At 40.4% G+C, this 25,767-nt stretch carries 15 protein-coding genes, 2 tRNA genes and 2 rRNA genes; 6 read left to right on the top strand and 13 right to left on the bottom strand.

The features are described 5' to 3' along the window. Nucleotides 1–107: 107 nt before the first annotated feature. From AS4_RS00095 to AS4_RS00070, 6 genes are all read right to left on the bottom strand, one after another. Nucleotides 108–2,998 (bottom strand): 23S ribosomal RNA (locus tag AS4_RS00095). 337 nt (nucleotides 2,999–3,335) lie between these two features. After that, nucleotides 3,336–3,411 (bottom strand) — tRNA-Ala (locus tag AS4_RS00090). A gap of 44 nt (nucleotides 3,412–3,455) precedes the next feature. Beyond that, a tRNA-Ile gene (locus tag AS4_RS00085) sits at nucleotides 3,456–3,532 on the bottom strand. Between the two features lie 59 nt (nucleotides 3,533–3,591). Then, nucleotides 3,592–5,130 (bottom strand): 16S ribosomal RNA (locus tag AS4_RS00080). Together the 16S and 23S rRNA genes with 2 tRNA genes alongside form the textbook arrangement of a ribosomal RNA operon. 424 nt (nucleotides 5,131–5,554) lie before the next feature. Then, entirely contained in the window at nucleotides 5,555–6,121 is a 567-nt protein-coding gene (locus tag AS4_RS00075; protein ID WP_004718908.1) for a peptidylprolyl isomerase, read from the bottom strand. A 301-nt stretch (nucleotides 6,122–6,422) separates the two neighbouring features. Continuing rightward, nucleotides 6,423–7,490: an alpha/beta hydrolase gene (locus tag AS4_RS00070; RefSeq protein WP_096732420.1), complete on the bottom strand. Its 1,068-nt coding sequence runs from the start codon at nucleotides 7,488–7,490 to the stop codon at nucleotides 6,423–6,425. A gap of 202 nt (nucleotides 7,491–7,692) precedes the next feature. Between AS4_RS00070 and AS4_RS00065 the strand changes: the two genes are divergently transcribed. From AS4_RS00065 to erpA, 3 genes are all read left to right on the top strand, one after another. After that, complete coding sequence (locus AS4_RS00065) at nucleotides 7,693–8,157, top strand: hypothetical protein (protein ID WP_096732417.1); 465 nt, start codon at nucleotides 7,693–7,695, stop codon at nucleotides 8,155–8,157. Nucleotides 8,158–8,527: 370 nt separating this feature from the next. Continuing rightward, on the top strand, nucleotides 8,528–9,532 hold the full coding sequence (locus AS4_RS00060; RefSeq protein WP_004818193.1) for a putative solute-binding protein: 1,005 nt from the start codon (nucleotides 8,528–8,530) through the stop codon (nucleotides 9,530–9,532). A 129-nt stretch (nucleotides 9,533–9,661) separates the two neighbouring features. Next, entirely contained in the window at nucleotides 9,662–9,997 is a 336-nt protein-coding gene (gene erpA / locus AS4_RS00055) for an iron-sulfur cluster insertion protein ErpA (protein ID WP_004718915.1), read from the top strand. Nucleotides 9,998–10,067: 70 nt separating this feature from the next. On the opposite strand, the gene AS4_RS00050 is transcribed toward erpA, so the two are convergent. Both AS4_RS00050 and AS4_RS00045 read right to left on the bottom strand, forming a co-directional pair. Further along, entirely contained in the window at nucleotides 10,068–10,910 is an 843-nt protein-coding gene (locus AS4_RS00050; RefSeq protein WP_096732415.1) for an alpha/beta fold hydrolase, read from the bottom strand. A gap of 290 nt (nucleotides 10,911–11,200) precedes the next feature. Continuing rightward, the gene (locus tag AS4_RS00045) at nucleotides 11,201–12,328 is read right to left on the bottom strand and encodes an anhydro-N-acetylmuramic acid kinase (protein ID WP_096732413.1); all 1,128 of its coding nucleotides are present in this window, start codon (nucleotides 12,326–12,328) and stop codon (nucleotides 11,201–11,203) included. Nucleotides 12,329–12,410: 82 nt separating this feature from the next. Here AS4_RS00045 and tyrS point away from each other — a divergent pair, with 82 nt between their 5' ends. Continuing rightward, a complete protein-coding gene (gene tyrS / locus AS4_RS00040; protein ID WP_004718921.1) occupies nucleotides 12,411–13,625 on the top strand; it encodes a tyrosine--tRNA ligase in 1,215 nt (404 codons plus the stop codon). Nucleotides 13,626–13,689: 64 nt separating this feature from the next. Here tyrS and AS4_RS00035 read toward each other — a convergent pair whose 3' ends face one another. Then, the gene (locus AS4_RS00035; protein ID WP_096732411.1) at nucleotides 13,690–14,697 is read right to left on the bottom strand and encodes a putative solute-binding protein; all 1,008 of its coding nucleotides are present in this window, start codon (nucleotides 14,695–14,697) and stop codon (nucleotides 13,690–13,692) included. Nucleotides 14,698–15,160: 463 nt separating this feature from the next. Here AS4_RS00035 and AS4_RS00030 point away from each other — a divergent pair, with 463 nt between their 5' ends. Next, nucleotides 15,161–17,095 carry an ATP-binding cassette domain-containing protein gene (locus AS4_RS00030; RefSeq protein WP_096732409.1) on the top strand — a complete coding sequence of 645 codons (1,935 nt, stop codon included), beginning with the start codon at nucleotides 15,161–15,163 and terminating at the stop codon, nucleotides 17,093–17,095. Nucleotides 17,096–18,116: 1,021 nt separating this feature from the next. Continuing rightward, entirely contained in the window at nucleotides 18,117–19,124 is a 1,008-nt protein-coding gene (locus AS4_RS00025) for a putative solute-binding protein (protein ID WP_004718925.1), read from the top strand. A 160-nt stretch (nucleotides 19,125–19,284) separates the two neighbouring features. Here the strand turns inward: AS4_RS00025 and gyrB are convergent, their stop codons facing one another. The 4 genes from gyrB to dnaA all read right to left on the bottom strand — a co-directional run bounded on the left by gyrB (nucleotide 19,285) and on the right by dnaA (nucleotide 25,563). Beyond that, nucleotides 19,285–21,753: a DNA topoisomerase (ATP-hydrolyzing) subunit B gene (gyrB, locus tag AS4_RS00020; protein WP_034613335.1), complete on the bottom strand. Its 2,469-nt coding sequence runs from the start codon at nucleotides 21,751–21,753 to the stop codon at nucleotides 19,285–19,287. Nucleotides 21,754–21,805: 52 nt separating this feature from the next. Next, entirely contained in the window at nucleotides 21,806–22,888 is a 1,083-nt protein-coding gene (gene recF, locus AS4_RS00015; protein WP_004718931.1) for a DNA replication/repair protein RecF, read from the bottom strand. Nucleotides 22,889–22,912: 24 nt separating this feature from the next. Further along, complete coding sequence (gene dnaN / locus AS4_RS00010) at nucleotides 22,913–24,061, bottom strand: DNA polymerase III subunit beta (protein ID WP_004718933.1); 1,149 nt, start codon at nucleotides 24,059–24,061, stop codon at nucleotides 22,913–22,915. 110 nt (nucleotides 24,062–24,171) lie between these two features. Continuing rightward, nucleotides 24,172–25,563: a chromosomal replication initiator protein DnaA gene (gene dnaA, locus AS4_RS00005; protein ID WP_096732407.1), complete on the bottom strand. Its 1,392-nt coding sequence runs from the start codon at nucleotides 25,561–25,563 to the stop codon at nucleotides 24,172–24,174. Between the last annotated feature and the right edge of the window lie 204 nt (nucleotides 25,564–25,767).

Genomic DNA, 25,767 nt, shown 5'->3' with positions numbered 1-25,767 from the left:
AACAGAACATTTGAGTTGAATAGTTTAACTAGCTTTACAACTAAATCAAGTATGTTTGATCTTTTATGAATCAAATGATGCTTCGTATACAACTGCTTGGGTGTTGTATAGTCAAGCCTCACGAGCAATTAGTATTGGTCAGCTTCATGCGTCACCGCACTTCCACATCCAACCTATCAACGTCGTAGTCTTCAACGGCTCTTTAGAGGACATAAAGTCCTAGGGAAATCTTATCTTGAGGTAGGCTTCCCGCTTAGATGCTTTCAGCGGTTATCCCTTCCGAACATAGCTACCCGGCGATGCGACTGGCGTCACAACCGGTACACCAGAGGTTCGTCCACTCTGGTCCTCTCGTACTAGGAGCAGATCCTCTCAAATTTCCAACGCCCACGGTAGATAGGGACCGAACTGTCTCACGACGTTCTAAACCCAGCTCGCGTACCTCTTTAAATGGCGAACAGCCATACCCTTGGGACCTGCTTCAGCCCCAGGATGAGATGAGCCGACATCGAGGTGCCAAACACCGCCGTCGATATGAACTCTTGGGCGGTATCAGCCTGTTATCCCCAGAGTACCTTTTATCCGTTGAGCGATGGCCCTTCCATACAGAACCACCGGATCACTAAGACCTACTTTCGTACCTGCTCGACTTGTGGGTCTCGCAGTTAAGCGCGCTTTTGCCTTTATACTCTACGCGTGATTTCCGACCACGCTGAGCGCACCTTCGTACTCCTCCGTTACTCTTTAGGAGGAGACCGCCCCAGTCAAACTACCCACCAGACATGGTCCTCGTCCCGGATAACGGGACAGAGTTAGAACCTCAATATTACCAGGGTGGTATTTCAAGGATGGCTCCATAGCAACTGGCGTCACTACTTCAAAGCCTCCCACCTATCCTACACAAGTAAGATCAAAGTTCAATGTCAAGCTGCAGTAAAGGTTCACGGGGTCTTTCCGTCTAGCCGCGGGTACACCGCATCTTCACGGCGATTTCGATTTCACTGAGCCTCTGCTGGAGACAGCGCCCCCATCATTATGCCATTCGTGCAGGTCGGAACTTACCCGACAAGGAATTTCGCTACCTTAGGACCGTTATAGTTACGGCCGCCGTTTACTGGGGCTTCGATCAAGAGCTTCGCTTACGCTAACCCCATCAATTAACCTTCCAGCACCGGGCAGGCATCACACCCTATACGTCCACTTTCGTGTTTGCAGAGTGCTATGTTTTTAATAAACAGTTGCAGGGGCCTGGTTTCTGTGGCTGCCAATAGCTCAAGGAGCAAGTCCTATCACCGTCAGCAGCGTACCTTCTCCCGAAGTTACGGTACCATTTTGCCTAGTTCCTTCAGCAGAGTTCTCTCAAGCGCTTTGGTCTACTCGACCTGACCACCTGTGTCGGTTTAGGGTACGATTCCTGTGTAACTGAAGCTTAGAGACTTTTCCTGGAAGCATAGTATCAGCCACTTCGCTAGTAAACTAGCTTGCTATCAGCTCTCAGCATAGAGCACCCCGGATTTGCCTAAGATGCATGCCTACTGCCTTTCACCTGGACAACCAACGCCAGGCTGACTTAACTTTCTCCGTCCTCTCATCGCATTACACAGAAGTATTGGAATATTAACCAATTTCCCATCGACTACGCCTCTCGGCCTCGCCTTAGGGGTCGACTCACCCAGCCCCGATTAACGTTGGACTGGAACCCTTGGTCTTTCAGCGAACGGGTTTTTCACCCGTTTTGTCGTTACTCACGTCAGCATTCGCACTTCTGATACCTCCAGCATACTTCTCAATACACCTTCATCGGCTTACAGAACGCTCCCCTACCACGTATACATAGTATACATCCGCAGCTTCGGCATATAGTTTTAGCCCCGTTACATCTTCCGCGCAGGCCGACTCGACTAGTGAGCTATTACGCTTTCTTTAAAGGGTGGCTGCTTCTAAGCCAACCTCCTAGCTGTCTATGCCTTCCCACATCGTTTCCCACTTAACTATAATTTGGGGGCCTTAGCTGGCGGTCTGGATTGTTTTCCTCTTGACTACGGACGTTAGCACCCGCAGTCTGTCTCCCGGATAGTACTCATAGGTATTCGGAGTTTGCATCGGTTTGGTAAGTCGGGATGACCCCCTAGCCGAAACAGTGCTCTACCCCCTATGGTATTCGTCCGAGGCGCTACCTAAATAGCTTTCGGGGAGAACCAGCTATCACCGAGTTTGATTAGCCTTTCACCCCTATCCACAAGTCATCCCCTGGCTTTTCAACGACAGTGGGTTCGGTCCTCCAGTTAGTGTTACCCAACCTTCAACCTGCTCATGGATAGATCACCCGGTTTCGGGTCTATACCCAGCAACTAAACGCCCTATTAAGACTCGATTTCTCTACGGCTCCCCTATGCGGTTAACCTTGCTACTGAATATAAGTCGCTGACCCATTATACAAAAGGTACGCAGTCACCGAACAAGTCGGCTCCCACTGCTTGTATGCATGCGGTTTCAGGATCTATTTCACTCCCCTCACAGGGGTTCTTTTCGCCTTTCCCTCACGGTACTGGTTCACTATCGGTCAGTCAGGAGTATTTAGCCTTGGAGGATGGTCCCCCCATATTCAGACAAGGTTTCACGTGCCTCGCCCTACTCGTCATCATTATATGTGCCCTTTCGTGTACGGGACTATCACCCTCTACGGTAGCACTTCCCAGAGCTTTCCGCTAAAACACATATAACTTAATGGGCTGATCCCCGTTCGCTCGCCGCTACTGAGGGAATCTCAATTGATTTCTTTTCCTAAGGGTACTGAGATGTTTCACTTCCCCTCGTTCGCCTCGCATGACTATGTATTCATCATGCGATACCTACCTTATGGTAAGTGGGTTTCCCCATTCAGAAATCTCCGGATCACAGGATATTTGCCGCCTCCCCGAAGCTTATCGCAGGCTATTACGTCTTTCATCGCCTCTGACTGCCAAGGCATCCACCACATGCACTTAATTACTTGACTATACAACCCCAAACAGTCGTTAATCCCTACAAGGAGGATCAACAATGTGAACTTAATCACTTCTATTTGTTGCCTGTGAACTTAATCACCATACAGCTTCAATTTAATTCATATACCAAAACGCTTGATTCAGTTTTATCGCTAGTGCTCATTTCATTCAATATTAACAATTACTTGCTAACATCAACTAAAACGAGTTTAAACAATTATTTCAACTCAAATATATTCTGTTAATGATTCACTACCGCCTCGTCAGCGAGTAGTTAACTGTGATAAATCACAGAACTTAATAAGCTATCTGCTTACTAAGTTCTGTAATCACTTAGTCTTTATATAGTGGTGGAGACTAACGGAGTCGAACCGTTGACCTCCTGCGTGCAAAGCAGGCGCTCTACCAACTAAGCTAAGTCCCCAGCTTAAGATCTTAATATATCTGCTCTTCTGTGTTCAGTAGACTTGGTGGGTCTGACAAGACTTGAACTTGTGACCCCACGCTTATCAAGCGTGTGCTCTAACCAACTGAGCTACAGACCCTCAGATACATCAATGAAGAACAACTTGTTGTGGATTCTTACCAATCGTCAATCTTTCGTTAAGGAGGTGATCCAGCCGCAGGTTCCCCTACGGCTACCTTGTTACGACTTCACCCCAGTCATCGGCCACACCGTGGTAAGCGTCCTCCTTACGGTTAGACTACCTACTTCTGGTGCAACAAACTCCCATGGTGTGACGGGCGGTGTGTACAAGGCCCGGGAACGTATTCACCGCGGCATTCTGATCCGCGATTACTAGCGATTCCGACTTCATGGAGTCGAGTTGCAGACTCCAATCCGGACTACGATCGGCTTTTTGAGATTAGCATCCTATCGCTAGGTAGCAACCCTTTGTACCGACCATTGTAGCACGTGTGTAGCCCTGGTCGTAAGGGCCATGATGACTTGACGTCGTCCCCGCCTTCCTCCAGTTTGTCACTGGCAGTATCCTTAAAGTTCCCACCCGAAGTGCTGGCAAATAAGGAAAAGGGTTGCGCTCGTTGCGGGACTTAACCCAACATCTCACGACACGAGCTGACGACAGCCATGCAGCACCTGTATGTAAGTTCCCGAAGGCACCAATCCATCTCTGGAAAGTTCTTACTATGTCAAGACCAGGTAAGGTTCTTCGCGTTGCATCGAATTAAACCACATGCTCCACCGCTTGTGCGGGCCCCCGTCAATTCATTTGAGTTTTAGTCTTGCGACCGTACTCCCCAGGCGGTCTACTTATCGCGTTAGCTGCGCCACTAAAGCCTCAAAGGCCCCAACGGCTAGTAGACATCGTTTACGGCATGGACTACCAGGGTATCTAATCCTGTTTGCTCCCCATGCTTTCGTACCTCAGCGTCAGTATTAGGCCAGATGGCTGCCTTCGCCATCGGTATTCCTCCAGATCTCTACGCATTTCACCGCTACACCTGGAATTCTACCATCCTCTCCCATACTCTAGCTTCCCAGTATCGAATGCAATTCCCAAGTTAAGCTCGGGGATTTCACATCCGACTTAAAAAGCCGCCTACGCACGCTTTACGCCCAGTAAATCCGATTAACGCTCGCACCCTCTGTATTACCGCGGCTGCTGGCACAGAGTTAGCCGGTGCTTATTCTGCGAGTAACGTCCACTCATCTTGGGTATTAACCAAGAGAGCCTCCTCCTCGCTTAAAGTGCTTTACAACCATAAGGCCTTCTTCACACACGCGGCATGGCTGGATCAGGGTTCCCCCCATTGTCCAATATTCCCCACTGCTGCCTCCCGTAGGAGTCTGGGCCGTGTCTCAGTCCCAGTGTGGCGGATCATCCTCTCAGACCCGCTACAGATCGTCGCCTTGGTAGGCCTTTACCCCACCAACTAGCTAATCCGACTTAGGCTCATCTATTAACGCAAGGTCACAAGTGATCCCCTGCTTTCCCCCGTAGGGCGTATGCGGTATTAGCATCCCTTTCGAGATGTTGTCCCCCATTAATAGGCAGATTCCTAAGTATTACTCACCCGTCCGCCGCTAGGTCAATTACCGAAGCAATCTCCCCCGCTCGACTTGCATGTGTTAAGCCTGCCGCCAGCGTTCAATCTGAGCCATGATCAAACTCTTCAGTTAAAAATCATTAGTGACTTAAGGTCACAATTCTGGCTCATCAATGTACTGACAAATTCTCTCAAATAAACTTCGAGTAATTTAAACCAATCAATTAATGATAATATTTCGATTAATCAATCAGTAAAAATCCACACAAGTTGTTCTTCATATTCTCTTAATGATTAATTTATCACTTCGTCAGTGATAAATAAGACGCAATAAACATTTAACAACTTAACCCTCTAAGCTAAGTTCGTTTGCTGTATCGCGTCGGGATGAGCTCATTATAGGGCAATTTCTTACACACGCAAGTGCTTTTAACTGATTGTTTTATTGAGTGTTGTATTTTTATGCACTGTTTTGGTTCATTTTTAGGCTTTTTGTCGCGTAAGCTTTTAATATTAAAGCAGAAATATGAACAAAATATTTCTGCTTTATTTTTTAACTATTTTTTCACATTTGTTTTTATTGTTTGAATACTGATGATTTTTACAGCTTGTTTAGGTACATCTTGGTGCATACCCACTGTTTGTGTTGGTGTCTGTACGATTTTATCGACGATATCCAGTCCTTGTGTCACCTTACCAAATACGGCGTACCCAGGGTTTCCAGCAGACTTATTTAAAAAGTCGTTATTTGCAACATTAATAAAGAATTGACTGGTTGCAGAGTTTGGCGCATTAGTCCTTGCCATAGCCAAAGTCCCACGAACGTTCTTTAAGCCATTGCTAGATTCATTCTGGATCGCTGGTTGAGTCGCCTTCTCTTTCATGTTGCTATCAAAGCCACCGCCTTGAATCATAAAACCAGGGATAACACGATGGAAAATGGTGCCGTTGTAAAATTGACTATTTACATAGCTCTTAAAATTTTTTACTGATATCGGTGCTTGATCATCATAAAGCTCTATATTGATGTTGCCTAAATTGGTTTTAATTTGCATATCTGTATTGGCGAACGCTTGATTCACTAAAACCACTAAAGCAAGACCGATGCCTATTTTTTTGATCATTCTCTTTTCCTTAAACATTTTAAATTAATAAGCCTCTCATAGTAGTCTGCTTTTATTCTGTTGAAAAATGACATTTAAACACGTTTACCAATACTCAACAGTATTCACGACTATATCTATATAGCTGTCATAAACCTTATTGGTTGTTGAATATGTTGATGATGCTTTATCAACAAAAGAACTGTATGGATAAATCCGTGTGCTTAGCCTTTATAGAACAATTATTCTTATTTGATTATTTTTTAATCAGTCACTTTTGTTCCACGTGAAACAAAAGTGACTTGTACAAGTGGATATTATGTTATTGCTTATCCCAGAATTTACGGAACTCTTTACTCATCTCTATAACGTATTTTTTAGCTTTACGTGAAACAGGGGTTAAGTTAATAAATCCGTGGGTTTGATCTTCATAATCATGATAATGAACCTTTACCCCATTTTGACGTAACTTATAAGCATAGATTTTACCTTCATCATGCAAAAGATCATGTCCAGCCGTTACTACAAATGCAGGAGCAAGTTTCTTTAGCTGGCCATTGGTCGGTGAAATGATTGGATCATCCAATGCCATATTAAAACGCGTCGCATAATAGTCGGTCACATAATCAATATCTGAGCCTGTCAACACCAAGCCATCTTTATAAGCAAAGAAAGATGGATGTCGACTCTTAAAATCAACGGCAGGATAAATCAAGAACTGGGCTTGAGGCGCAAACACTGTATTGACTGTGCGTTGTGCAACAACAGCGCTAATATTTCCGCCCGCGCTATCTCCTGCAACCGCAATCCGGTTTTTGAGAATTTTAAATTGACGGCGATTTTGATACACCCAAGCCAAAGCATCTTCACAAGATTGAATTAAGTCACGTGGGCCAACTTCAGGTGCGAGTGGATATTCAATACTTAAAACCTGAACTTTTGCATGAGCAGCAATTAAGCGACACACTTCATCATGGGTGTCTACACTACCCACCACAAAACCACCGCCATGATAAAATACAATCATTGGCAATTTTTTATTTGGTGCAGGATGGTAATGGCGTGCATAGACGCTGCCACTTTGTAGCGGAAGACGAATATCTTCAACAAATTGGATATGGGTCGGTTTGTTTATAATAGATTGCATTTGTGATTCAAATTGCTTTCTAGAGCGCTCTACATCTGCGCCAATAAAACCCACTTTGCCCTGTTTAAGTTGAGCTGCCATCAAACATTTGGTGAAACTATCCAATTGAGGAAACTGGTACGGGTAACCCAATAACTTGGTTAATGACTCTTGAGCAAATGTAGGCAAACGATCTAAAGCCCTACCTGCCGAACCCTGCCCTTTTTCGACTAAATCATGAATACTACGTTGAAAAGCAACCATTACGCTTCTTCCTTAAATGTTCAAATTCTTCATATTGTCTACATGATCAGGTATCGACTGACTATAATCTTATACAAGTCTCATCATCGATATACAAATATAATTTTTAAATACGCTAATCTGAGTTAAATGACTTGTCATTGACTATTTTGCTATATCTGAATTTTTTTTTGCTATTTTGCTTGTTAAATGGAGACAACTTATGGCTATAAAAGCATTAATTGTTTCATTCATAACATCTATTATTGCTGTTGGTTGTGTTGCATTTCCTGAAGATGGTTATGACTCTCGCGGCTATGGGCAACCCGTATATCGAGATTATGGCTATGGACAACGTTATGATCCAAGATATGACCGAAACAATGATCGCCAACGTTGGGAACGCGAGCGAGCTTATCGTTTACAACAAATGCGCATTGAACAAGAACGGCGCCAAAAGAACTGGGATAAACAACGTTGGCAATATGAACAAGCCAAACGTGATCAAATGAAAAAGCAGCAATGGGAACAACATAGAAAAGATTGGAACAATAAATCAAATCGTGACCATCGCTGGGACAATAGACCTGATCAAAAACAGTGGCAACAGCGTGATCGTCAAAATCAACAACAGCAACGTGATAAAAGACGTGATGAGCGTAAAAAGAGAGATCAAAACCAAGATTAATCTTCAAGAATCTGGGGCTAACCCAGATTCTTTTGTCTTTTTAGCAAACAATTTATTCATTTATAAAAGCAAAAGTAATGATTTTCCTCAGTAATTAATAGCTTCTGGCATTTCTTCTTTGCTGAGGAAATTTTGTCATTTGGGTCATTGCGAACTGACTCATTTCAAGTAATGATTTCAATAACATCAATTCATCATTGAACTCGAACAATTGATTTGGAAAATCGATTGTTCAGAATAGATCATGTTGGGTTTAGCAATAAACAATTTTCTAAACTAGATACATTTTTGATGTCACAAAGTTCTATTGGTCGAGGCTCTTCGATTCAATTGAACATGAATAATATTGATCATGGAAAGGAAAAAAATAATGAAATGGTCTAACGCTCTCATTGCTGCTGCGGGTCTTTTGCTTGCAACATCTGCCACTCAAGCAAAACAAGTCATGTGTGTTTTTGATTTAGTGGGTAAAAATGGTGATGTTTTTACCTTAATGAAAGATTATCAACTTGCAGCGAAAAACTGGGGTGCGGATCTGGAATTAAAAGTGAATTCAAATGAATCTGTTATTGCAGAAGATTTTAAAGCGGGTAAATGTGATGCTGTCAGTATCACAGGTATGCGTGGCCGCCAATTTAATAGTTTCACCGGCTCTTTAGATGCAATTGGTGCGATTCCAGATCTCAATCTCGCGGTAAAAGTCATGCAAGGCTTAGCAAATCCAAACTTTGCAAAATACATGACCAGTGGTAAATATGAAGTTGTTGGTGTTATTCCAGTAGGTGATGCTTTCCTGATGGTCAATGATCGCAATATCAATACCGTTGCAAAAGCAGCGGGTAAAAAAATTGCGGTACTCGACTATGACCAAGCACAAAAAATTATGGTTCAACAAATTGGTGCTCAAGCAGTTGCCGCGGATGTTACAAATTTTGGCAGTAAATTCAATAATGGTCAGGTTGATATTATTGGTGCACCTGCAGCGGTATTTAAACCTTTAGAGTTGCATAAGGGTTTAGGAACCAAAGGCGCTATTGTGAATTACCCACTGCTACAAGTCACAGGTAATATCATCATTCGTCCAGATAAATTTCCTGCTGGTTATGGTCAAAAATCTCGTGATTGGATTAAAACGCAATTGCCTCGTGCAAACACCATCATTGGAAAAATGAAAGCAGATATTCCGGCGAAATACTGGATGCAAGTTCCAGATGGTGATAAGCCTGGTTATCAAAAACTCATGCGTGAATCGCGTATCAGCTTGACCAAACAAGGCGTTTATAACAAACAAATGATGAAAATCCTTTGGCAATTCCGTTGTAAAAACGATCCGAAAAACTTTGAATGTGCGCTACAAGATGAGAACTACAAATAATTCTAGATTAAATCCGATAAATTTAGTCTGAATTTACTTTAAAGTTCACTCACTGACCATATATTGAGTATGTTATACTGAATATATGGTCTTTTCATTTAAGCCATTTGAAATCTGAGGAACAATATCATGACCGCCCAAGCACTTGAGCTGACTGACAATGCTGCAAATAAAGTTCGCCAACTTCGTGATAGCGAAGGTAATCAAGATCTGATGTTACGTGTCTATGTAACGGGTGGCGGCTGTTCAGGATTTTCTTATGGATTTAACTTTGCCGAAAGTATGAATGAAGATGATGCTGAATTTATAAATGGTGATGTAAAAATGTTGGTTGACTCGTTGAGTTATCAATATCTCGTCGGTTCTAAAGTTGACTATATTGAAGGCTTAGAAGGCTCACGTTTTATTGTAGAAAACCCGAATGCAACAACAACTTGTGGTTGTGGTTCATCATTCTCCATTTAATTTAAACTATATTTTGAATCAAATCGTGCCCTCTTCTTATGAGGGCATTTTTATGGTTGAGAAATCAATGTTAAATCGTTTCTAAAATATGTTGGCTCAATTGTTTTGCATTCTGCACTGGTATCCAATGCGTCGCATCCATCACAATTTCTTTATAAGCTGCTTTTACATAATGATGATTTAAGGCAACGCTTTTAGAACCGATCGCTGAGTCATGTTTGCCCCAAATAAATAAAGTCGGCACACAAACCGGTTGGGTTAAGTTTTTATTTGAACTAAATGGAAGTCCCCGATACCAATTTAATGCAGAACTTAGACGCTTTTCCACCACGATGTCTTGTTGGAAATCTTCGAGTTGTTTTGCGGTCATTCCTGAATCTTTTAATAAACCCAGACCCAACTTTGGTAGTTTCTCAAATAATAATTCTGGAATTTTAGGTAACTGGAATAAACCAATATAGTAAGATTTTAACAATTGATTACTGCTTAACATTGAACGCATAAATGCAGCTTTATGCGGTACAGAAATCGTAATCAAATGTTTTATTTTTTCAGGATAGCGTTGTGCAACATCCCAAGCAACCACTGCCCCCCAATCATGTCCAACTAAATAAACCTGTTGTTGGATCATATCGATTAAAGCATTTACATCTTCAACCAAAGCAGAACTTCTATAATCACGGCGGTTTTGCGGTTGTGCACCTAAACTATAACCACGTTGATTAACAGCAAAAGTACGATAACCGTTTTGATTCAAGATCTCTGCAGTTTCTTGCCAGCTTTTATTGGTTTCAGGAAAACCATGTAACAAGACAAAAGGCTGCCCATCTAAAGGACCCGAATCTATCACATCAAAGCTAAAACCCTCTCTTTGAAATGATTCTATGCGCTGTTTCTGTATCGCTAAGTTCATTGTGATCTCAGTTTTAATTTTTATTGATAGTGGAAGCTTATGCGCTATTTTTTAACAGCAGTAAAGGACAATCTCAGCGCTAAACAGGTCGATCATTGTTCTACAAAATATCTCAGGCTACTAAGCAAAAAATGAATTCTCTTTTTAAAGAACAATAATCAGTAGTCGTTATAGATCAGCAAAATTTATCCTATTCTGGTTGCATTCATTTGTTTTTTTTACAGCGCATTTGTTCTTGTGTAAATATTGATTACTAAGGTGTATCACTCACCTTAGCAATCATTTCAGTTTTAAACTGCCGTAATCGTGCCTAAGATACGATAGCCTTTTGCCCCCGTAACAGCAGGTAGGTTGCCACTCAACTGTTGGTCAAAACGCATTGCGAGCCACGCAAATGCAGTTGCCTCTACCCATGTCGGTGCTAAGCCCAGTGCAGAAGTCGATTGTACAGACCAATTGTGCTTACGTAGACGCCAACGGAGTTGTTCAAGTAGATGTGAGTTATAAGCACCTCCACCGCAAACATAGACCTCACCCGTATCTAGAGGCGAACGATAAATGGCTTTCTTGATGGCACGTGTCGTGAGTTTCATCAACGTTGCCTGAATATTTTCAGGGGTATCTTCTAATTCATCATATTCTAAATCATTGCGCCAATCTAAAATCTGCTCATCTAACCATTCCAAGTTAAAGTCTTCACGCCCTGTACTTTTTGGAGGTTCTTTAGAGAAGTATTCATTTGATTGAAGGCGATCTAACAATGAACGTATCGGTTGACCATAAGCTGCCCAATTGCCATTTTCGTCATAAGGTTGCCCAGTATAACGATGACACCACGCATCCATAAGAATATTGGCAGGACCTGTATCAAAACCATAAACATTCTGCTCATCACCAGCAGGCAGCATGCTGACATTGGCAATCCCCCCTAAATTGAGAATCACTCGATGAATGGTTGAATGTTGGAATAAAGCTTGATGAAACGCTGGAACTAGAGGAGCACCCTGCCCACCTGCCGCCATATCACGACGACGAAAATCTGAAATCACAGGAATTTGAGTAATTTCCGTAATAATATTTGGATCACCAATTTGTAAAGTAAACCCGTGTTCTGGGCGATGCCGAATAGTTTGTCCATGACAACCAATCGCTTTAATTTGGCTTTTATCTAAATTATTTTCTTGTATAAGTTGGTTAATGCCATTGCCAATCATGGTTGCAAGAGCGACATCCGCCTTACCCATTCGATCGATTTCATTATCATCAGGTAAGGTCAATGCCATCAATTCATCGCGTAAATGAGGATCAAAAGCCACTGTAAGCGTGGCATGGATATGTAAAGGATCAAATGAAGCAGCAACAAAATCGACGCCATCCATGCTGGTTCCAGTCATTACGCCAATATAGATTGTTGTCATGAGATATTCTTCGCCTGCATTATGCTGAAAAAATGTTAGTATATCGCACAAATAGTCTAACTGAAGTATTTGGGTTTTTGTAATGTCAAATTTCCTGCCGGCTGAAGAACAACTTGCCCTCATTCGCCGAGGCACTCACGAAATTATTTCTGAAGAAGATCTTCTGAAGAAACTAAAAGAAAATCGTCCTTTAAAAATTAAAGCAGGATTTGATCCAACTGCCCCAGATTTACATTTGGGTCATACTGTTTTAATTAACAAATTAAAAGCGTTTCAAGATCTTGGTCATGATGTCACATTCTTGATTGGTGATTATACCGCCATGATTGGTGACCCAACAGGTAAGAGTGCGACTCGTCCACCGCTATCGCGTGAACAAGTTTTAGAAAATGCCAAAACATATCAAGAACAAGTGTTTAAAATTCTTGATCCAAATAAAACCAAAGTTCGTTTTAACTCTGAGTGGTTTGCAACAAAAACCGCTGCGGATTTGATTCAATTGGCTTCGCAGCAAACTGTTGCGCGTATGCTCGAACGTGATGACTTTACTAAACGCTATAATAGCCATCAACCGATTGCTATTCATGAGTTTTTATATCCTTTGGTTCAAGGTTACGACTCTATCGCGCTTGAAGCCGATGTTGAGCTTGGTGGTACAGACCAGACTTTTAACTTACTCATGGGGCGTACTCTTCAAGGTCGTTATGATCAAGAAGCTCAAGTGTGTATTACCGTACCGATCCTAGAAGGATTGGATGGCGTTAATAAAATGTCGAAGTCTTTAGGCAACTATATTGGTGTATTTGATGCCCCTGGCGCAATGTACCAAAAAGTATTGTCTATGCCTGACAGCTTGATTGAGCGCTATTTTGAATTACTCAGCTTTAAGTCTATGGACGAAATTGATGTTCTTCTCAAAGAAATGGCTGAAGGTCGTAATCCGCAAGACATTAAGAAAATTCTTGCACTTGAGTTGGTTGAACGCTTCCATGGCGCAGAAGCTGCTGAACATGCACATAAAGGTGCGGGTAACTTAATCACAGAAGGCGAGCTACCTGAAGGTACGCCTGAAGTGACTATTTCTCGTGGTGAATACAATGGAGAAATCTCGATTGTGTCTATTTTACGTGCCGCAGGCTTAACCAAAAATTCAGCACAATCTAAAGATGCTGTTTCACGTGGAGCCGTAAAAGTAGATTGGGAAGTTGTGGATGCAAACTTCACTGTGAAAGAAAATGTCACTCTAGTCATTCAGGCAAGTAAAAAAGCCATTGCAAAAGTGACCTTTACCGATTAATCCCGTTTAAGCCAATAAAACCAGAAAAGCCATCAACATTGATGGCTTTTTTTATTGAATAAATTTATTCACCTGCAAGTGAACATTCAAAGTTAGTGCGATCTACCGTACAGCGTGCTTTTTTCAGTACCGACATCATCACAGGATCGTACACCCCTCTTTTTGTTAACTCAATCCGCCCTTCTCGCAATAATTTCTGATAACGGAGTGCATCATCCTTGGACACATTTAATTTATATTTTGCTGGTATTTCAGCTTCCATTTTTTCTATTTTCTTAAATGAACTTGGTAACTGCTTCACAGCCCACTCACGTGACTTAATACCAAAACCTTCTGGAAATTGCTCAGGTTTAATAATTAAATCGGCAGTCACATTCACTACGGGATAAGTAAACATTGCACCATTGCTACCTAAACCTTTATAAATTTCCAATGGTTTATAGGCATAGGCTGGTGAAGCAATCGCATCCACCTCACCATCATTAAATTTTTTCACAAAATTAAAAATATCAGAAGGAACCCCGATTGCCCCTACACGCTCAACGGCAACCTTTTGTGCAAGATCATAATGCAGATAGGCAAACTTTTTACCTTTGCCCTTTTCCAAAGTATTCATTGCGCGATCTTTAACAAAGATATAAGCAATACCAATCGGGGTAATCATTGCCAATTCATATTTGACCCCATTTTTTTCAGAAACCAATCTTTTTGCATTGCGTTTATCCAAGGCATAGTTGATCGCTCTTCTGGCAATTTCATTGTTGGGAATTCCTCCCAAAGCATCAATAGATCCACCAAATTTATTGTATTCACGTGAACGCATCGTGGTCATTGCCGCGGCATCACATTTATTGGTTTTAAAATTTTTATCCACGGCTTCTTCTGACTGATACATCGTTAAATTAATATCAGCGCCCCATGCTTTGGCTGCTAAAGCCCATTCTTCCATGAGTTTATAAGATTCACCCGCCTTACCCAGTAAATCAAACACACACACATTTTGTTTTGCCTGTAGCAGAGGTGAAAAAAAAACTGAAAAAACAATCGGTAAATATCCTATTTTATTCATCATCTAACGTCCATATTTTTATAAATAGATTTATCCTTGTAGATGTAAAAGCAATCCGAGTCTTTTACTTTAACTACACATTTTTAAGTGATACTGTGATTAATTCTACATAAATTGGATATTTTGTGTTAGTTTTTTAACCAACTTTTAGATGAAATAACAATTCAACGCAAAATTCTGATAAAAATAAGTGGCTGATCTGATTTGATTGAGCGATTGTTTATTGAGTGGTTTTATAATTAAAATATTCTAACTATTGCTGCTGGTTTGGGAGATATGCGCATTTTTTCATTGAAGCATTCACAATAAAGCATTGTTTGTTTTTTGAATTGGTCCTATTTACCCAATTTATTGTGCATTTCACTCAAGAAAAGACATTTTGTCACTTCTTTTATCAAATACATTTTTTGAACTCTACCATTTATCCTTTACTATACCGCATCCGATATTCAATAGTCAGTTTCCTATGATTCAGTTAGACCAACTTTCAATTCGCCGTGGTGGACGCATTTTATTCCAAAAAGCGTCTATGCAACTTCATCCTGGTTGGAAAATTGGTTTAACAGGTGTAAATGGTGCGGGTAAATCCACATTGTTCTCAGCACTTTTGGGTGGAATGGAGTCAGACAGCGGTAGCTTAACCCGTCCAAATATATGGACCGTCGCCCATATGGCTCAGGAAATCAAAGCCTTAGATATGAAAGCTATTGATTTTGTGTTATCTGGCGATGAAGAATATTGGCTGATCCAAGACAAACTAAACCATTCTGAAGATTTGAGTAATGATGAGTTAGCGCATTTATATAGCCGTTTTGAAGAAATTCATGGCTATACCGCTGCATCTAAAGCATCTCAACTGATGGCCGGTTTAGGTTTTTTTGAGCATCAATCAGAACTCTTGGTTTCAAGTTTCTCTGGTGGGTGGCGGATGCGTTTAAATCTTGCTCGCACCCTGATGAGTCGCTCAGACTTACTATTACTCGATGAACCGACCAACCATTTAGATTTAGATGCAATTTTATGGTTAGAAGATTGGCTCAAGGCATATGAAGGCACGCTCATTTTAATTTCACATGACCGCGATTTCTTAGATGCAATCACAGATCATATTTTACATATCGAAAATCAAGTACTGACTTTATATACCGGCAACTACTCTACTTTTGAAACCACACGTGCTGAGCGATTAGCACAACAACAGCAAGCGTTTGAAAAGCAACAAGAAGCTAAAGCACACTTACAAAAATTTATTGACCGTTTTAAAGCCAAAGCGACTAAAGCACGACAAGCGCAAAGCCGTATTAAACAACTTGAACGTATGCAAGAGCTTGCCCCTGCGCATGTCGATAATCCATTTACCTTTAGTTTCCGTGAACCAAGCAAAATGAGTTCACCGCTGCTCACACTCGAACATGCAGATATTGGCTATGGCGATAAATTAATTGTCACCAATGTAAATTTACAGATTACACCAAGCAGTCGTATCGGTTTACTGGGAATGAATGGTGCAGGTAAATCGACTCTAATTAAATCTTTAGTCGGTGATTTACCGCTAATTCAAGGTTTACGTAAAGATTCTGAGTTACTCAACATTGGTTATTTTGCCCAGCACCAAATGGATGCTTTAGATGGCAATGCCAGCCCGATGTTACAACTTTCTCGCATTGCTGACCCAAAGATCAGTGAAGCAGCATTACGCTCCTTTTTAGGAAGTTTTGGCTTTAGTGGTGAACGTATGGACACTCCAAGCGAAAGCTTCTCTGGCGGTGAACGTGCGCGTTTGGCTTTGGCTTTAATCGTCTGGTTGCGTCCAAATGTTTTAATTCTCGACGAACCGACTAACCATTTAGATTTAGATATGCGCCATGCACTTACGATGGCTTTACAGGATTTTGAAGGTGCTGTGGTTTTAGTTTCCCATGAACGTCAGCTGATCGCTTCAGTCTGTGATGAACTGATTTTGGTTCATGCAGGTCAAAGCAAGGAATTTGACGGAGATTTACAAGATTATGCAACGTGGTTACGTCAAGCACGTATCGATATGATCAAGAATGGACAACAGCCTAGTGCACCTGTTCAATCTCAGGTGGTTGAAAAGCCAAGTATTTCAAAACTCGATAAAGAAGCACAACGTAAAGAAGCTGCTCGTCAACGTGAACTGAGCCGTCCTATTCGTAAAAATATCGAGAAAATTGAAAGCCAAATTGGAAAAATTCAAGCTAGACTTTCAGAAATTGAAGCATTACTTGCAGACTCAGCCCTTTATGAGGCAAACCGTAAAGATGATTTACTCAAACTCATGAATGAACAGACAGAGTTAAAAGTAAAATTAGAACAAGCTGAAGAAAAAATGCTTGAACTGATGATGGAACTAGAAACATTAGAAAGCTCTTTCGATTAAAAGGCGCTTTTAATTAAAAAGTGCTTTTAAAGACAGTAAGCCCCTCAAATTAGCTAGAAATAGGCAAATGCCTTTTCTAGCTTTTTAATAAAATATAATTAAAAATCAACAATTTAAACAATAAAAAATATTTTATTTAAGGTTTTAAACACAACTTCATCGCCTTAACAAAATTTAAAGTTCTATACCTCCTCTCATAAATCATCAGTAATTCAATACATAGCCACGCTATGCAAACACGCTCAGGTATTGTTTCGCATTACTCTATATTCCCGCAGATCAAAAAGAAGGCTTTTTAATACAATAATCCAATAAAAATCATAAGCTTATTTTATTTAACCTCCAAGCCACATCCAACAGCCACGTCCAAGCCTAAAAGCATCTTTAAATCGACAAAATGCAATCATAACTTTTATTTATAATAGGTAATTTCCACCGTGGAACATATTAGCACACCTAAATAATAGCGAAAAAGGCTTTAAAAAAGACAATTCATTTGAACTTAAAAATATTTTTTATCAATTGCTTGTGGATAAGTTAAAATTTTAAAACAGTTCTTTTGACTCATTCTTTGAGAGCATTTTTTAATGATTTTGAAGTTTTATATGTGATTAAATCAGTCAGTGTTGATCGAATTTAGGCTTAATTGCAAAGTTACCCACATACTTATCAACATTATTTTGGTTAATAATAGAACAAAATTCAAGTGCAAAATTTAACCGTTCGTCGCTTTTTATAATGAACATTCATCTAATTTTTTTTGATTTCAGCAAAATTATTTAAAATTACATAGATCATGAATTTCGAACAATTTGTAATGAAAAAGCATAACTCAGACTTAAAAAACTGATTTACTTATAAAAAGATTGTCGATGAAATGAAGTTCAGTCGCTAATTCACAATAATTGTCAAAAAAAAAATAATAAATGGAGTAAATGCTCTATTTTTTTCAAACAAAGCTGATTAATATTGCGCTTATGGAAAAGTTCCTAAAGATGGATAAATAGATAAGGACGAAAATATGAAAAAAATTGCATTCGCTATTGCTGCAACTTCAATCGTTGGATTTAGTTCAGCATCTCAAGCTGCGACAGATGTCTGCGTATTTGACTTATTAGGTAAGTCAGGTGAATCATTTCAAATGGCACAAGAATGGGCATTATCAGCAAAAAGTTGGGGCGCTGATATTAATCTCATTCCAAAACAAGATGAGGCTGTTGCAGATAACGACTTTAAAGCAGGCAAATGCGATGGCGTATTTATGACTGCAATGCGTGCGCGTCAATACAATAAATTTGTGGGTTCAATCGACTCTATTGGTGGTGTGCCAAGTAATGCGATTGCACAAAAAGCCATTACTTTTGCCTTAGATGCGCGTAATGCTGCAAAAATGACCACAACCTTGGGTGGTAAAAAATACGAAGTTGCTGGTATTGCACCACTTGGTTCAGCATTTATTTTTGTACGTGATAAAAATATCAACTCGATTGAAAAAGCAGCTGGTAAAAAGTTTGCTGTGTTAAGCTATGACAGCGCTCAAAAAATTCTGGTACAACGTGTTGGTGCGCAAGCAGTTCCTTCAGATATCACCAACTTTGTTGCAAAATTCAACAATGGTCAAGTTGATATGGTCGGTGCACCAGCTTATGCCTACAAACCACTTGAAATTCAAAAAGGTTTAGGTGCAAATGGGGCAATGTTTAACTTCCCTGTATTACAAGTAACTGCTGACTTTGTCATCCGTCCTGAAAAATTCCCTGCAGGTTTTGGTCAAAAATCTCGTGATTATTTTGTGAAAAACTTGCCAAAAAGCTTTGCTATGATTAATCGCCTAGAAGCGACTATTCCAGCAAAATACAAAATGAATTTAACTGCTGAAGATAAGCTGAAATACCAAAAGCTAATGCGTGATGGCCGTTTAGAACTGACTAAACAAGGTATTTATGATGCAGGTATGATGTCTGTGTTGAAAAAAGCGCGTTGTTCAGTAGATAAAGCCAACTTTGAATGTACGCTAGGTGGTGAATAATACTTTAGCTGAAATAAGCTAAAGCCTACAAAAAACCAGCTTTGATAAGCTGGTTTTTTGTTTTAAATAGAAGCAGCAGCACTATCAAAATTAAAATAGCGGATATAAAAAAGGGAATAAACCGAGGTTTATTCCCTTTTATTGATTAAAATGCGTTTAATTAAGCATCAATATCTGCATTTAATGCATTTTCTTCAATGAACGCACGACGTGGTTCTACATCATCGCCCATTAAACATGCAAACATACGATCGGCTTCAATCGCATCATCAATGGTCACTTGCAGCATATTACGGTTTTCAGGATCCATTGTGGTTTCCCAAAGCTGTTCAGCATTCATCTCACCCAAACCTTTATAACGTTGGATCATCATGCCGCGACGTGAATCTGTCAAAATGTGTTGCCAAACCTGATGGAAAGTCGAAACGTTGATTTTACGTTCGCCTTTTTGCAGATAAGCACCTTCTTCTAACAAGGTGAACCAGCTCTTCGAGTTTTGCAATAAACGCTTATATTCGCCCGATGCCAATAAACCCGCATCTAATAAATAGCTATGCGGTAAATTGTGCACATAAATCGTTATACGCGGGAAATAAATCGTCGTTTTAAGCCCATCAGCAGTTTCTTTATCAAACGACTCCAAGCTCAACACTGGACGTAAACTTGGTTGCGTTGTTTCAATCGCAGCACGAAGTTTCTCACCCCATTGTTGTACATAATCTTGGTCATGATTTTGATCAAGTTTAAAATGCTCAAGACTTAATAAACCATCCAGCAAGGTCGCAGGATAACGTACGGTTAAACGCTGCAAACTCTTTTGGGAGGTTTGATAATCAGCAATCACTTTCTCTAATGCTACGCCACGAATTGCAGGCGCTTCAGCATTGACACGTAATTCAAGTTCATCAATCGCATTTGAAATCAAATAAGTTTCTAAAGCATCATTGTCTTTAATGTACTGCTCTTGCTTACCTTTTTTCAGTTTATACAGTGGTGGTTGTGCAATATAAATATAACCACGTTCCACAAGTTCTGGCATTTGACGGAAGAAGAAAGTCAAAAGCAGGGTACGAATGTGTGAACCATCCACGTCAGCATCGGTCATGATAATGATTTTATGATAACGCAACTTGTCTGGGTTATATTCTTCACGACCAATACCACATCCTAATGCAGTAATCAGCGTACCCACTTCCTGAGATGAAATCATCTTATCGAAGCGTGCACGTTCCACATTCAGGATTTTACCTTTGAGCGGAAGAATGGCTTGCATTTTACGGTTACGGCCTTGTTTTGCAGAACCGCCCGCAGAGTCACCCTCGACTAAGTATAATTCTGAAAGTGCTGGATCCTTTTCCTGACAGTCTGCCAACTTACCTGGAAGACCGGCAATATCAAGCGCACTCTTACGACGTGTCATTTCACGTGCTTTACGCGCAGCATCACGCGCACGTGCAGCATCAATGATCTTGCCTGCAATAGACTTTGCGGCCTGAGGATTTTCTAATAAATACTCAGAAAAGGCTTTGTTCATTGCCTGCTCGACAGCAGGTTTAACTTCACTCGACACCAATTTTTCTTTGGTTTGTGATGAGAATTTAGGATCAGGCACTTTAACTGAAACAATTGCTGTTAAGCCTTCACGCGCATCATCACCAGTGACCGCAACTTTCTCTTTTTTGAGTAAGTTTTCATTTTCCATGTAGCTGTTTAAGCCACGTGTCAACGCTGCACGGAAACCAGCTAAATGCGTTCCACCATCTTTTTGTGGAATATTGTTGGTAAAGCAACGAACATTCTCTTGATAGGTATCATTCCATTGCAAAGCAACTTCAACACCTATGCCATTTTCAGCTTGAGTGGTGAAATGGAAGATTTCATTGAGATGGGTTTTACCTTGGTTGATATATTTTACAAACTCAGATAAACCACCTTCGTAATCGAAGACATGTTCTAAGGCAACACGTTCATCACGTAGGACAATACGAACACCCGCGTTCAAGAATGAAAGTTCACGTAAGCGACGTGCCAAAATATCGACATTAAAAATCGTTTGGCTAAACGTTTCAGTACTTGGCCAGAAACGAACAATGGTCCCTGTGGTTTCAACATCACCCACAATTTTTAACGGATAAACCGGATCACCATGTTTATATTCTTGTTGATGAATATGACCAGCACGATGAATCGTAAGTTCAAGTTTGCTTGAAAGTGCATTAACTACAGATACACCTACACCGTGCAAACCGCCTGAAACTTTATAGCTATTATCATCAAACTTACCACCTGCGTGCAGGATCGTAAGAATTACTTCTGCAGCAGAGACACCTTCTTCCGGGTGAATATCGGTTGGAATACCACGTCCATTATCTGCAACGCTGACTGACTCATCTTCATGAATCGTCACTAAAATTTCATCACAATGACCAGCTAAAGCTTCATCAATCGCGTTATCGACGACCTCAAATACCATATGGTGTAAGCCTGAACCATCATCAGTATCACCAATATACATACCTGGGCGTTTACGAACTGCATCTAGACCACGTAATACTTTGATACTAGAGGAATCATAAGCCTTTTCAATGGTTGGTTCTGTTTGAGAAGCTATTTGATCTTCTGAACTCATGGTTTCTCCCTAGTGAAAAATAGGTCTTTCCAAAATTGGCTAAAATCTAAAATCATGTTGCAACAACACTTACCTGACCTTGGTCAACATTGAATAACTGGTAGGAAATAGACAAATCATGTAAATGTTTTTTTACTGATTCATGGTCTAGTGTGGTAATAAAAACTTGACTACCAAGTTGGCTCAATCGCTCAATTAAACGTTGTTGTGCGCTTAAATCTAATTCTGCTGTCACATCATCTAATAATACCACAGTTTCTTTATTACAGGCATGTAACATGGCAATTTGTGATAGTTTTAAAGCCATTATCAATAACTTTTTCTGCCCTCTAGACAGTACCACATCCGCTTCGCCTAATGGGGTTTTTAATCTGATATCTGCACGATGCGGTCCATACTCGGTATAACGTCGATCAACATCTTTTTGGTGATATTGAATCAGGTCATTGGCCAAACCATGTTCCACATGGAACCCTGCACTGTATTCCATTTCAATCTTTAAATCGGGTAGCAACTGCGCCAAATCTTCTTGCAAATATAGCTTCCATTGCTCAACAATCTCGACCCGTTGAGAATGTAACATTTCACCATAATCACTGAGCATTTTGTTCCATGGCTCTAAATCGAGCAAAGTCAGATTACGTTTGGTTTTAAGTAAGCTATTTCTTTGCTTTAAAGCGCGTGAATAATATTGCCATGCATGATAGAAATCTGGTTCCACGTGAAACATGAGCCAATCCAACAATTGGCGACGTGGTTTTGCCCCATGATCGATAATATCGGTACTTAATGGGTCAATCAGTTGCAACGGTAAGATTTTGGCAAGCTGCCCTTGGGTTGCAACAGTATCACCATTGACTTTAATTAACTGCTCACCACTTTGCAGCTTTTGCATACCAATTTTTTCAGTCAAAGATTGGGCAAAAACAATGGCGTCTGATTGATTATTTTGAATGTAATTTTTAGGGATATGTGTTCGAAAAGATCGACCAGTTGCCAATAAATGAATGGCTTCTAAAATCGAGGTTTTACCTGAACCATTTTGTCCATAAAAAACATTAAACGGTTGCAACTCATGCAGAGCAACCGTCTTGAGGTTTCGAACACGTTGTATATTTAAACGCGTAATATGCATGGCTATGATTTAAAAATAAATCAATTAAACACGCATCGGCATCACAACATAAGTTTGATTAGATTGGGTTGGATCTTGTACCAATACCGACTGATTCGCTTCAGACATGGTCATTGCGACATCATCACCATCTAAAACGCTTAATACATCTAAAATATATTGCGCATTAAACGACATTTCCATCGGCGCATTGGCATATTGAATGGCTAAATCTTCAATCGCTTCATCTTGCTCAGGGTTATTGGCACGTAATTGCAAAGAATCAGCATTAAAGTTTAAGAATACACCACGTAATTTTTCATTACTTAAAATCGCAACACGTTGTAAGGATTGCTTAAATACATCATGTGGAATATTTACAACTTTGTCACCGCCACGTGGAATCACACGACGATAATCAGGGAATTTCCCATCAATTAATTTTGTTGTGAAACGTACCGTAATATCGCCTTGTTCTTTGTCGCGGCTCGAGGTTTGAATGGTAACATTTAACAATTCACGACCAATTAACAAGGTCAGTTGCTCATCTTCGATACTTAAAAGACGTTGTAACTCACCGACTGCTTTACGTGGAACAATGGCTTGAACCAATTGTGCAGCGGTTGAAGACGCTAATGTTTCACACAGCGCTAAACGGTGCCCATCGGTAGTGACTGCGCGCAATTGATTTTCATCAATTTCCAATAATGTACCTGTCAGGTAAAAACGTACATCTTGCACAGCCATGGCAAATGAAGTTTTTTCAAATAAACGTTTTAATTCACGCTCAGTGACTTGAACTTGAGTGCCTTGGCTATTTTCATTGGTTAACAATGGATAATCTTCAGCAGGTAAGGTTCCTAAAACAAAGCGGCTGTTTCCAGATTTTAAAATACAGCGTTGATCTTCAGTGATCTGCAAATCAATCAAAGCTGCTGCTGGTAAAGATTTACAAATATCGACCAACTTACGTGCAGGAACTGTAGTTTCCCCTGCTTGTAAACATGCACCTTCAGCTAGAGTTGTACTTGCCACAAGCTCCACTTCCAAATCCGATCCTGTAATCGTAAGGGCTTGATTTGTAGCTTGAATTTTCACGTTTGAAAGAATGTTTAAAGTATGGCGACGTTCAACTGCTCCAACCACATGGGACAAAACATTAAGTAAGCTCTCTTTCGCGATTTTCAAACGCACGGTGGAATTCCTCTAACTAAATATGACAAAAATGTGGGTAATAAATTTTTTTTAATGACGTACTATGCGGCAGTTTATGCCGCATTGCAAGCGCATAATTTGTACAAATTTTAACTTTGTAACAGGCGCATGAGGTTTTTATAATCCTCATTAAAAATTGGATCTTCGTCGCGTAAACTTTGCACTTTTTCACACGCATGCATGACCGTACTGTGGTCACGACCGCCAAAAGCCATCCCAATTTCAGGGAAACTGTCTCCAGTAAGCTCACGCGCAAGCCCCATCGCCAACTGACGTGGTCGTGCGTAAATACGTGTACGTTTTGGCCCCACCAATTCTTTCAATGGAATACGGAAGTATTCACTCACTACGCGTTGAATATTTTCAGTACTGATGGTACGGGCACGAATCGCCAAAACATCTTTCAATGATTCACGAACTACTTCTAGATCAATTGCAGAACCCTTAAAGCGTGAGATTGCCACAACTTTGTTTAAAGCGCCTTCAAGCTCTCGCACATTGGCAACAACTTGTTGTGCAATAAATAAAGCGCAATTTCGAGGCAGATCGATGCCACTGCTTTCGGCTTTTTTCAGCAAAATTTCGATTCGTGTTTCAATATCTGGTGGTTCAACCCCAACCGATAATCCCCATGAAAAGCGCGAGACTAAACGCGGATCCAATTCGGTTAATTCTTTTGGATAACGGTCAGATGTTAAAATAATTTGTTTGGATTCATCCAATAAAGCATTGAATGTATAGAAAAATTCAACAAGACTGGCTTCTTTACCCGCCAACAAATGAATATCATCAACCAACAATAAATCTAAAGAACGGCAATTCTTTTTAAATTCTTCAACCTTGCCTTTTTGCAAAGAGCTGACAAAGTCTTGGACAAAGCTTTCTGCAGTCATATACATCACACGCGCATTTGGCTTTGCCTGTAATAATGCATTACCAACAGCTTGCATTAAATGCGTTTTACCTAAGCCTGTAGGGCCGTATAAAAAGAGTGGATTATGTTGAGATTCACCGAGTTGTGTTAAAACTTTGCGGCAAGTTTCAGCCGCCATTTGGTTTGAACGACCTTCAACAAATAAAGCAAAGTTAAATAATGGGTTAAGTTGTCGTTTCTTGACGTTTTTAGCAGAAACAACTTCATATTCTTTGTCTTTTTTGGCTTTGATATGCTGTGTAGGCATCGGAGAACTTTCAAGCGCCGCCGTTGTGGTAGCAGGCTGTTCAGCAGCAGAAAGAATTGCACCAGGACGCGAGTCGACTAAAATTTCGACTTTGCGAATACGACCTTCAGATAATTGTTCTGCCAAAATAGAAATCAGTTCTAAATGATGTTCTTGAATGTAGCGAGTCCAATATGGATTGGGTGCATACAGTTTTAAAGTATCTTCGACTTCTTCTGCAACCAAAGGACGAATCCACATGGCAAAGACATTATCAGAGAGCTCTTGTCGCAAGCGAGTTAAGCAGTCCGTCCAAAGCATGTGAAACCCCTTCATTCAATTTTAAATTCAAAAAAGACTATTTACCCCTACCCTGTAGGTGAAGGGGTCGCCATTCTAACCAAGTTATCCACATCTGTCATGGTTAATTCAATCTAATTCGCTCAAAAAAGCAACCTTCTGTAAATAAACTCAAATTCAAAGCAGTTGTGGATAAGGTTTTCCACAAGCTGTGGATAAATTATC

This window comes from Acinetobacter guillouiae (genome assembly GCF_002370525.2).
Classification (GTDB): domain Bacteria; phylum Pseudomonadota; class Gammaproteobacteria; order Pseudomonadales; family Moraxellaceae; genus Acinetobacter; species Acinetobacter guillouiae.
This window is presented reverse-complemented; position numbering and strand designations above follow the sequence as displayed.

What these genes read in the sequence shown, in the direction of transcription:
- AS4_RS00075 (WP_004718908.1), bottom strand. Translation starts at nt 6,121, where the DNA reads ATGATCAAAAAAATAGGCATCGGTCTTGCTTTAGTGGTTTTAGTGAAT.
- AS4_RS00070 (WP_096732420.1), bottom strand. Translation starts at nt 7,490, where the DNA reads ATGGTTGCTTTTCAACGTAGTATTCATGATTTAGTCGAAAAAGGGCAG.
- AS4_RS00065 (WP_096732417.1), top strand. Translation starts at nt 7,693, where the DNA reads ATGGCTATAAAAGCATTAATTGTTTCATTCATAACATCTATTATTGCT.
- AS4_RS00060 (WP_004818193.1), top strand. Translation starts at nt 8,528, where the DNA reads ATGAAATGGTCTAACGCTCTCATTGCTGCTGCGGGTCTTTTGCTTGCA.
- erpA (WP_004718915.1), top strand. Translation starts at nt 9,662, where the DNA reads ATGACCGCCCAAGCACTTGAGCTGACTGACAATGCTGCAAATAAAGTT.
- AS4_RS00050 (WP_096732415.1), bottom strand. Translation starts at nt 10,910, where the DNA reads ATGAACTTAGCGATACAGAAACAGCGCATAGAATCATTTCAAAGAGAG.
- AS4_RS00045 (WP_096732413.1), bottom strand. Translation starts at nt 12,328, where the DNA reads ATGACAACAATCTATATTGGCGTAATGACTGGAACCAGCATGGATGGC.
- tyrS (WP_004718921.1), top strand. Translation starts at nt 12,411, where the DNA reads ATGTCAAATTTCCTGCCGGCTGAAGAACAACTTGCCCTCATTCGCCGA.
- AS4_RS00035 (WP_096732411.1), bottom strand. Translation starts at nt 14,697, where the DNA reads ATGATGAATAAAATAGGATATTTACCGATTGTTTTTTCAGTTTTTTTT.
- AS4_RS00030 (WP_096732409.1), top strand. Translation starts at nt 15,161, where the DNA reads ATGATTCAGTTAGACCAACTTTCAATTCGCCGTGGTGGACGCATTTTA.
- AS4_RS00025 (WP_004718925.1), top strand. Translation starts at nt 18,117, where the DNA reads ATGAAAAAAATTGCATTCGCTATTGCTGCAACTTCAATCGTTGGATTT.
- gyrB (WP_034613335.1), bottom strand. Translation starts at nt 21,753, where the DNA reads ATGAGTTCAGAAGATCAAATAGCTTCTCAAACAGAACCAACCATTGAA.
- recF (WP_004718931.1), bottom strand. Translation starts at nt 22,888, where the DNA reads ATGCATATTACGCGTTTAAATATACAACGTGTTCGAAACCTCAAGACG.
- dnaA (WP_096732407.1), bottom strand. Translation starts at nt 25,563, where the DNA reads ATGCTTTGGACGGACTGCTTAACTCGCTTGCGACAAGAGCTCTCTGAT.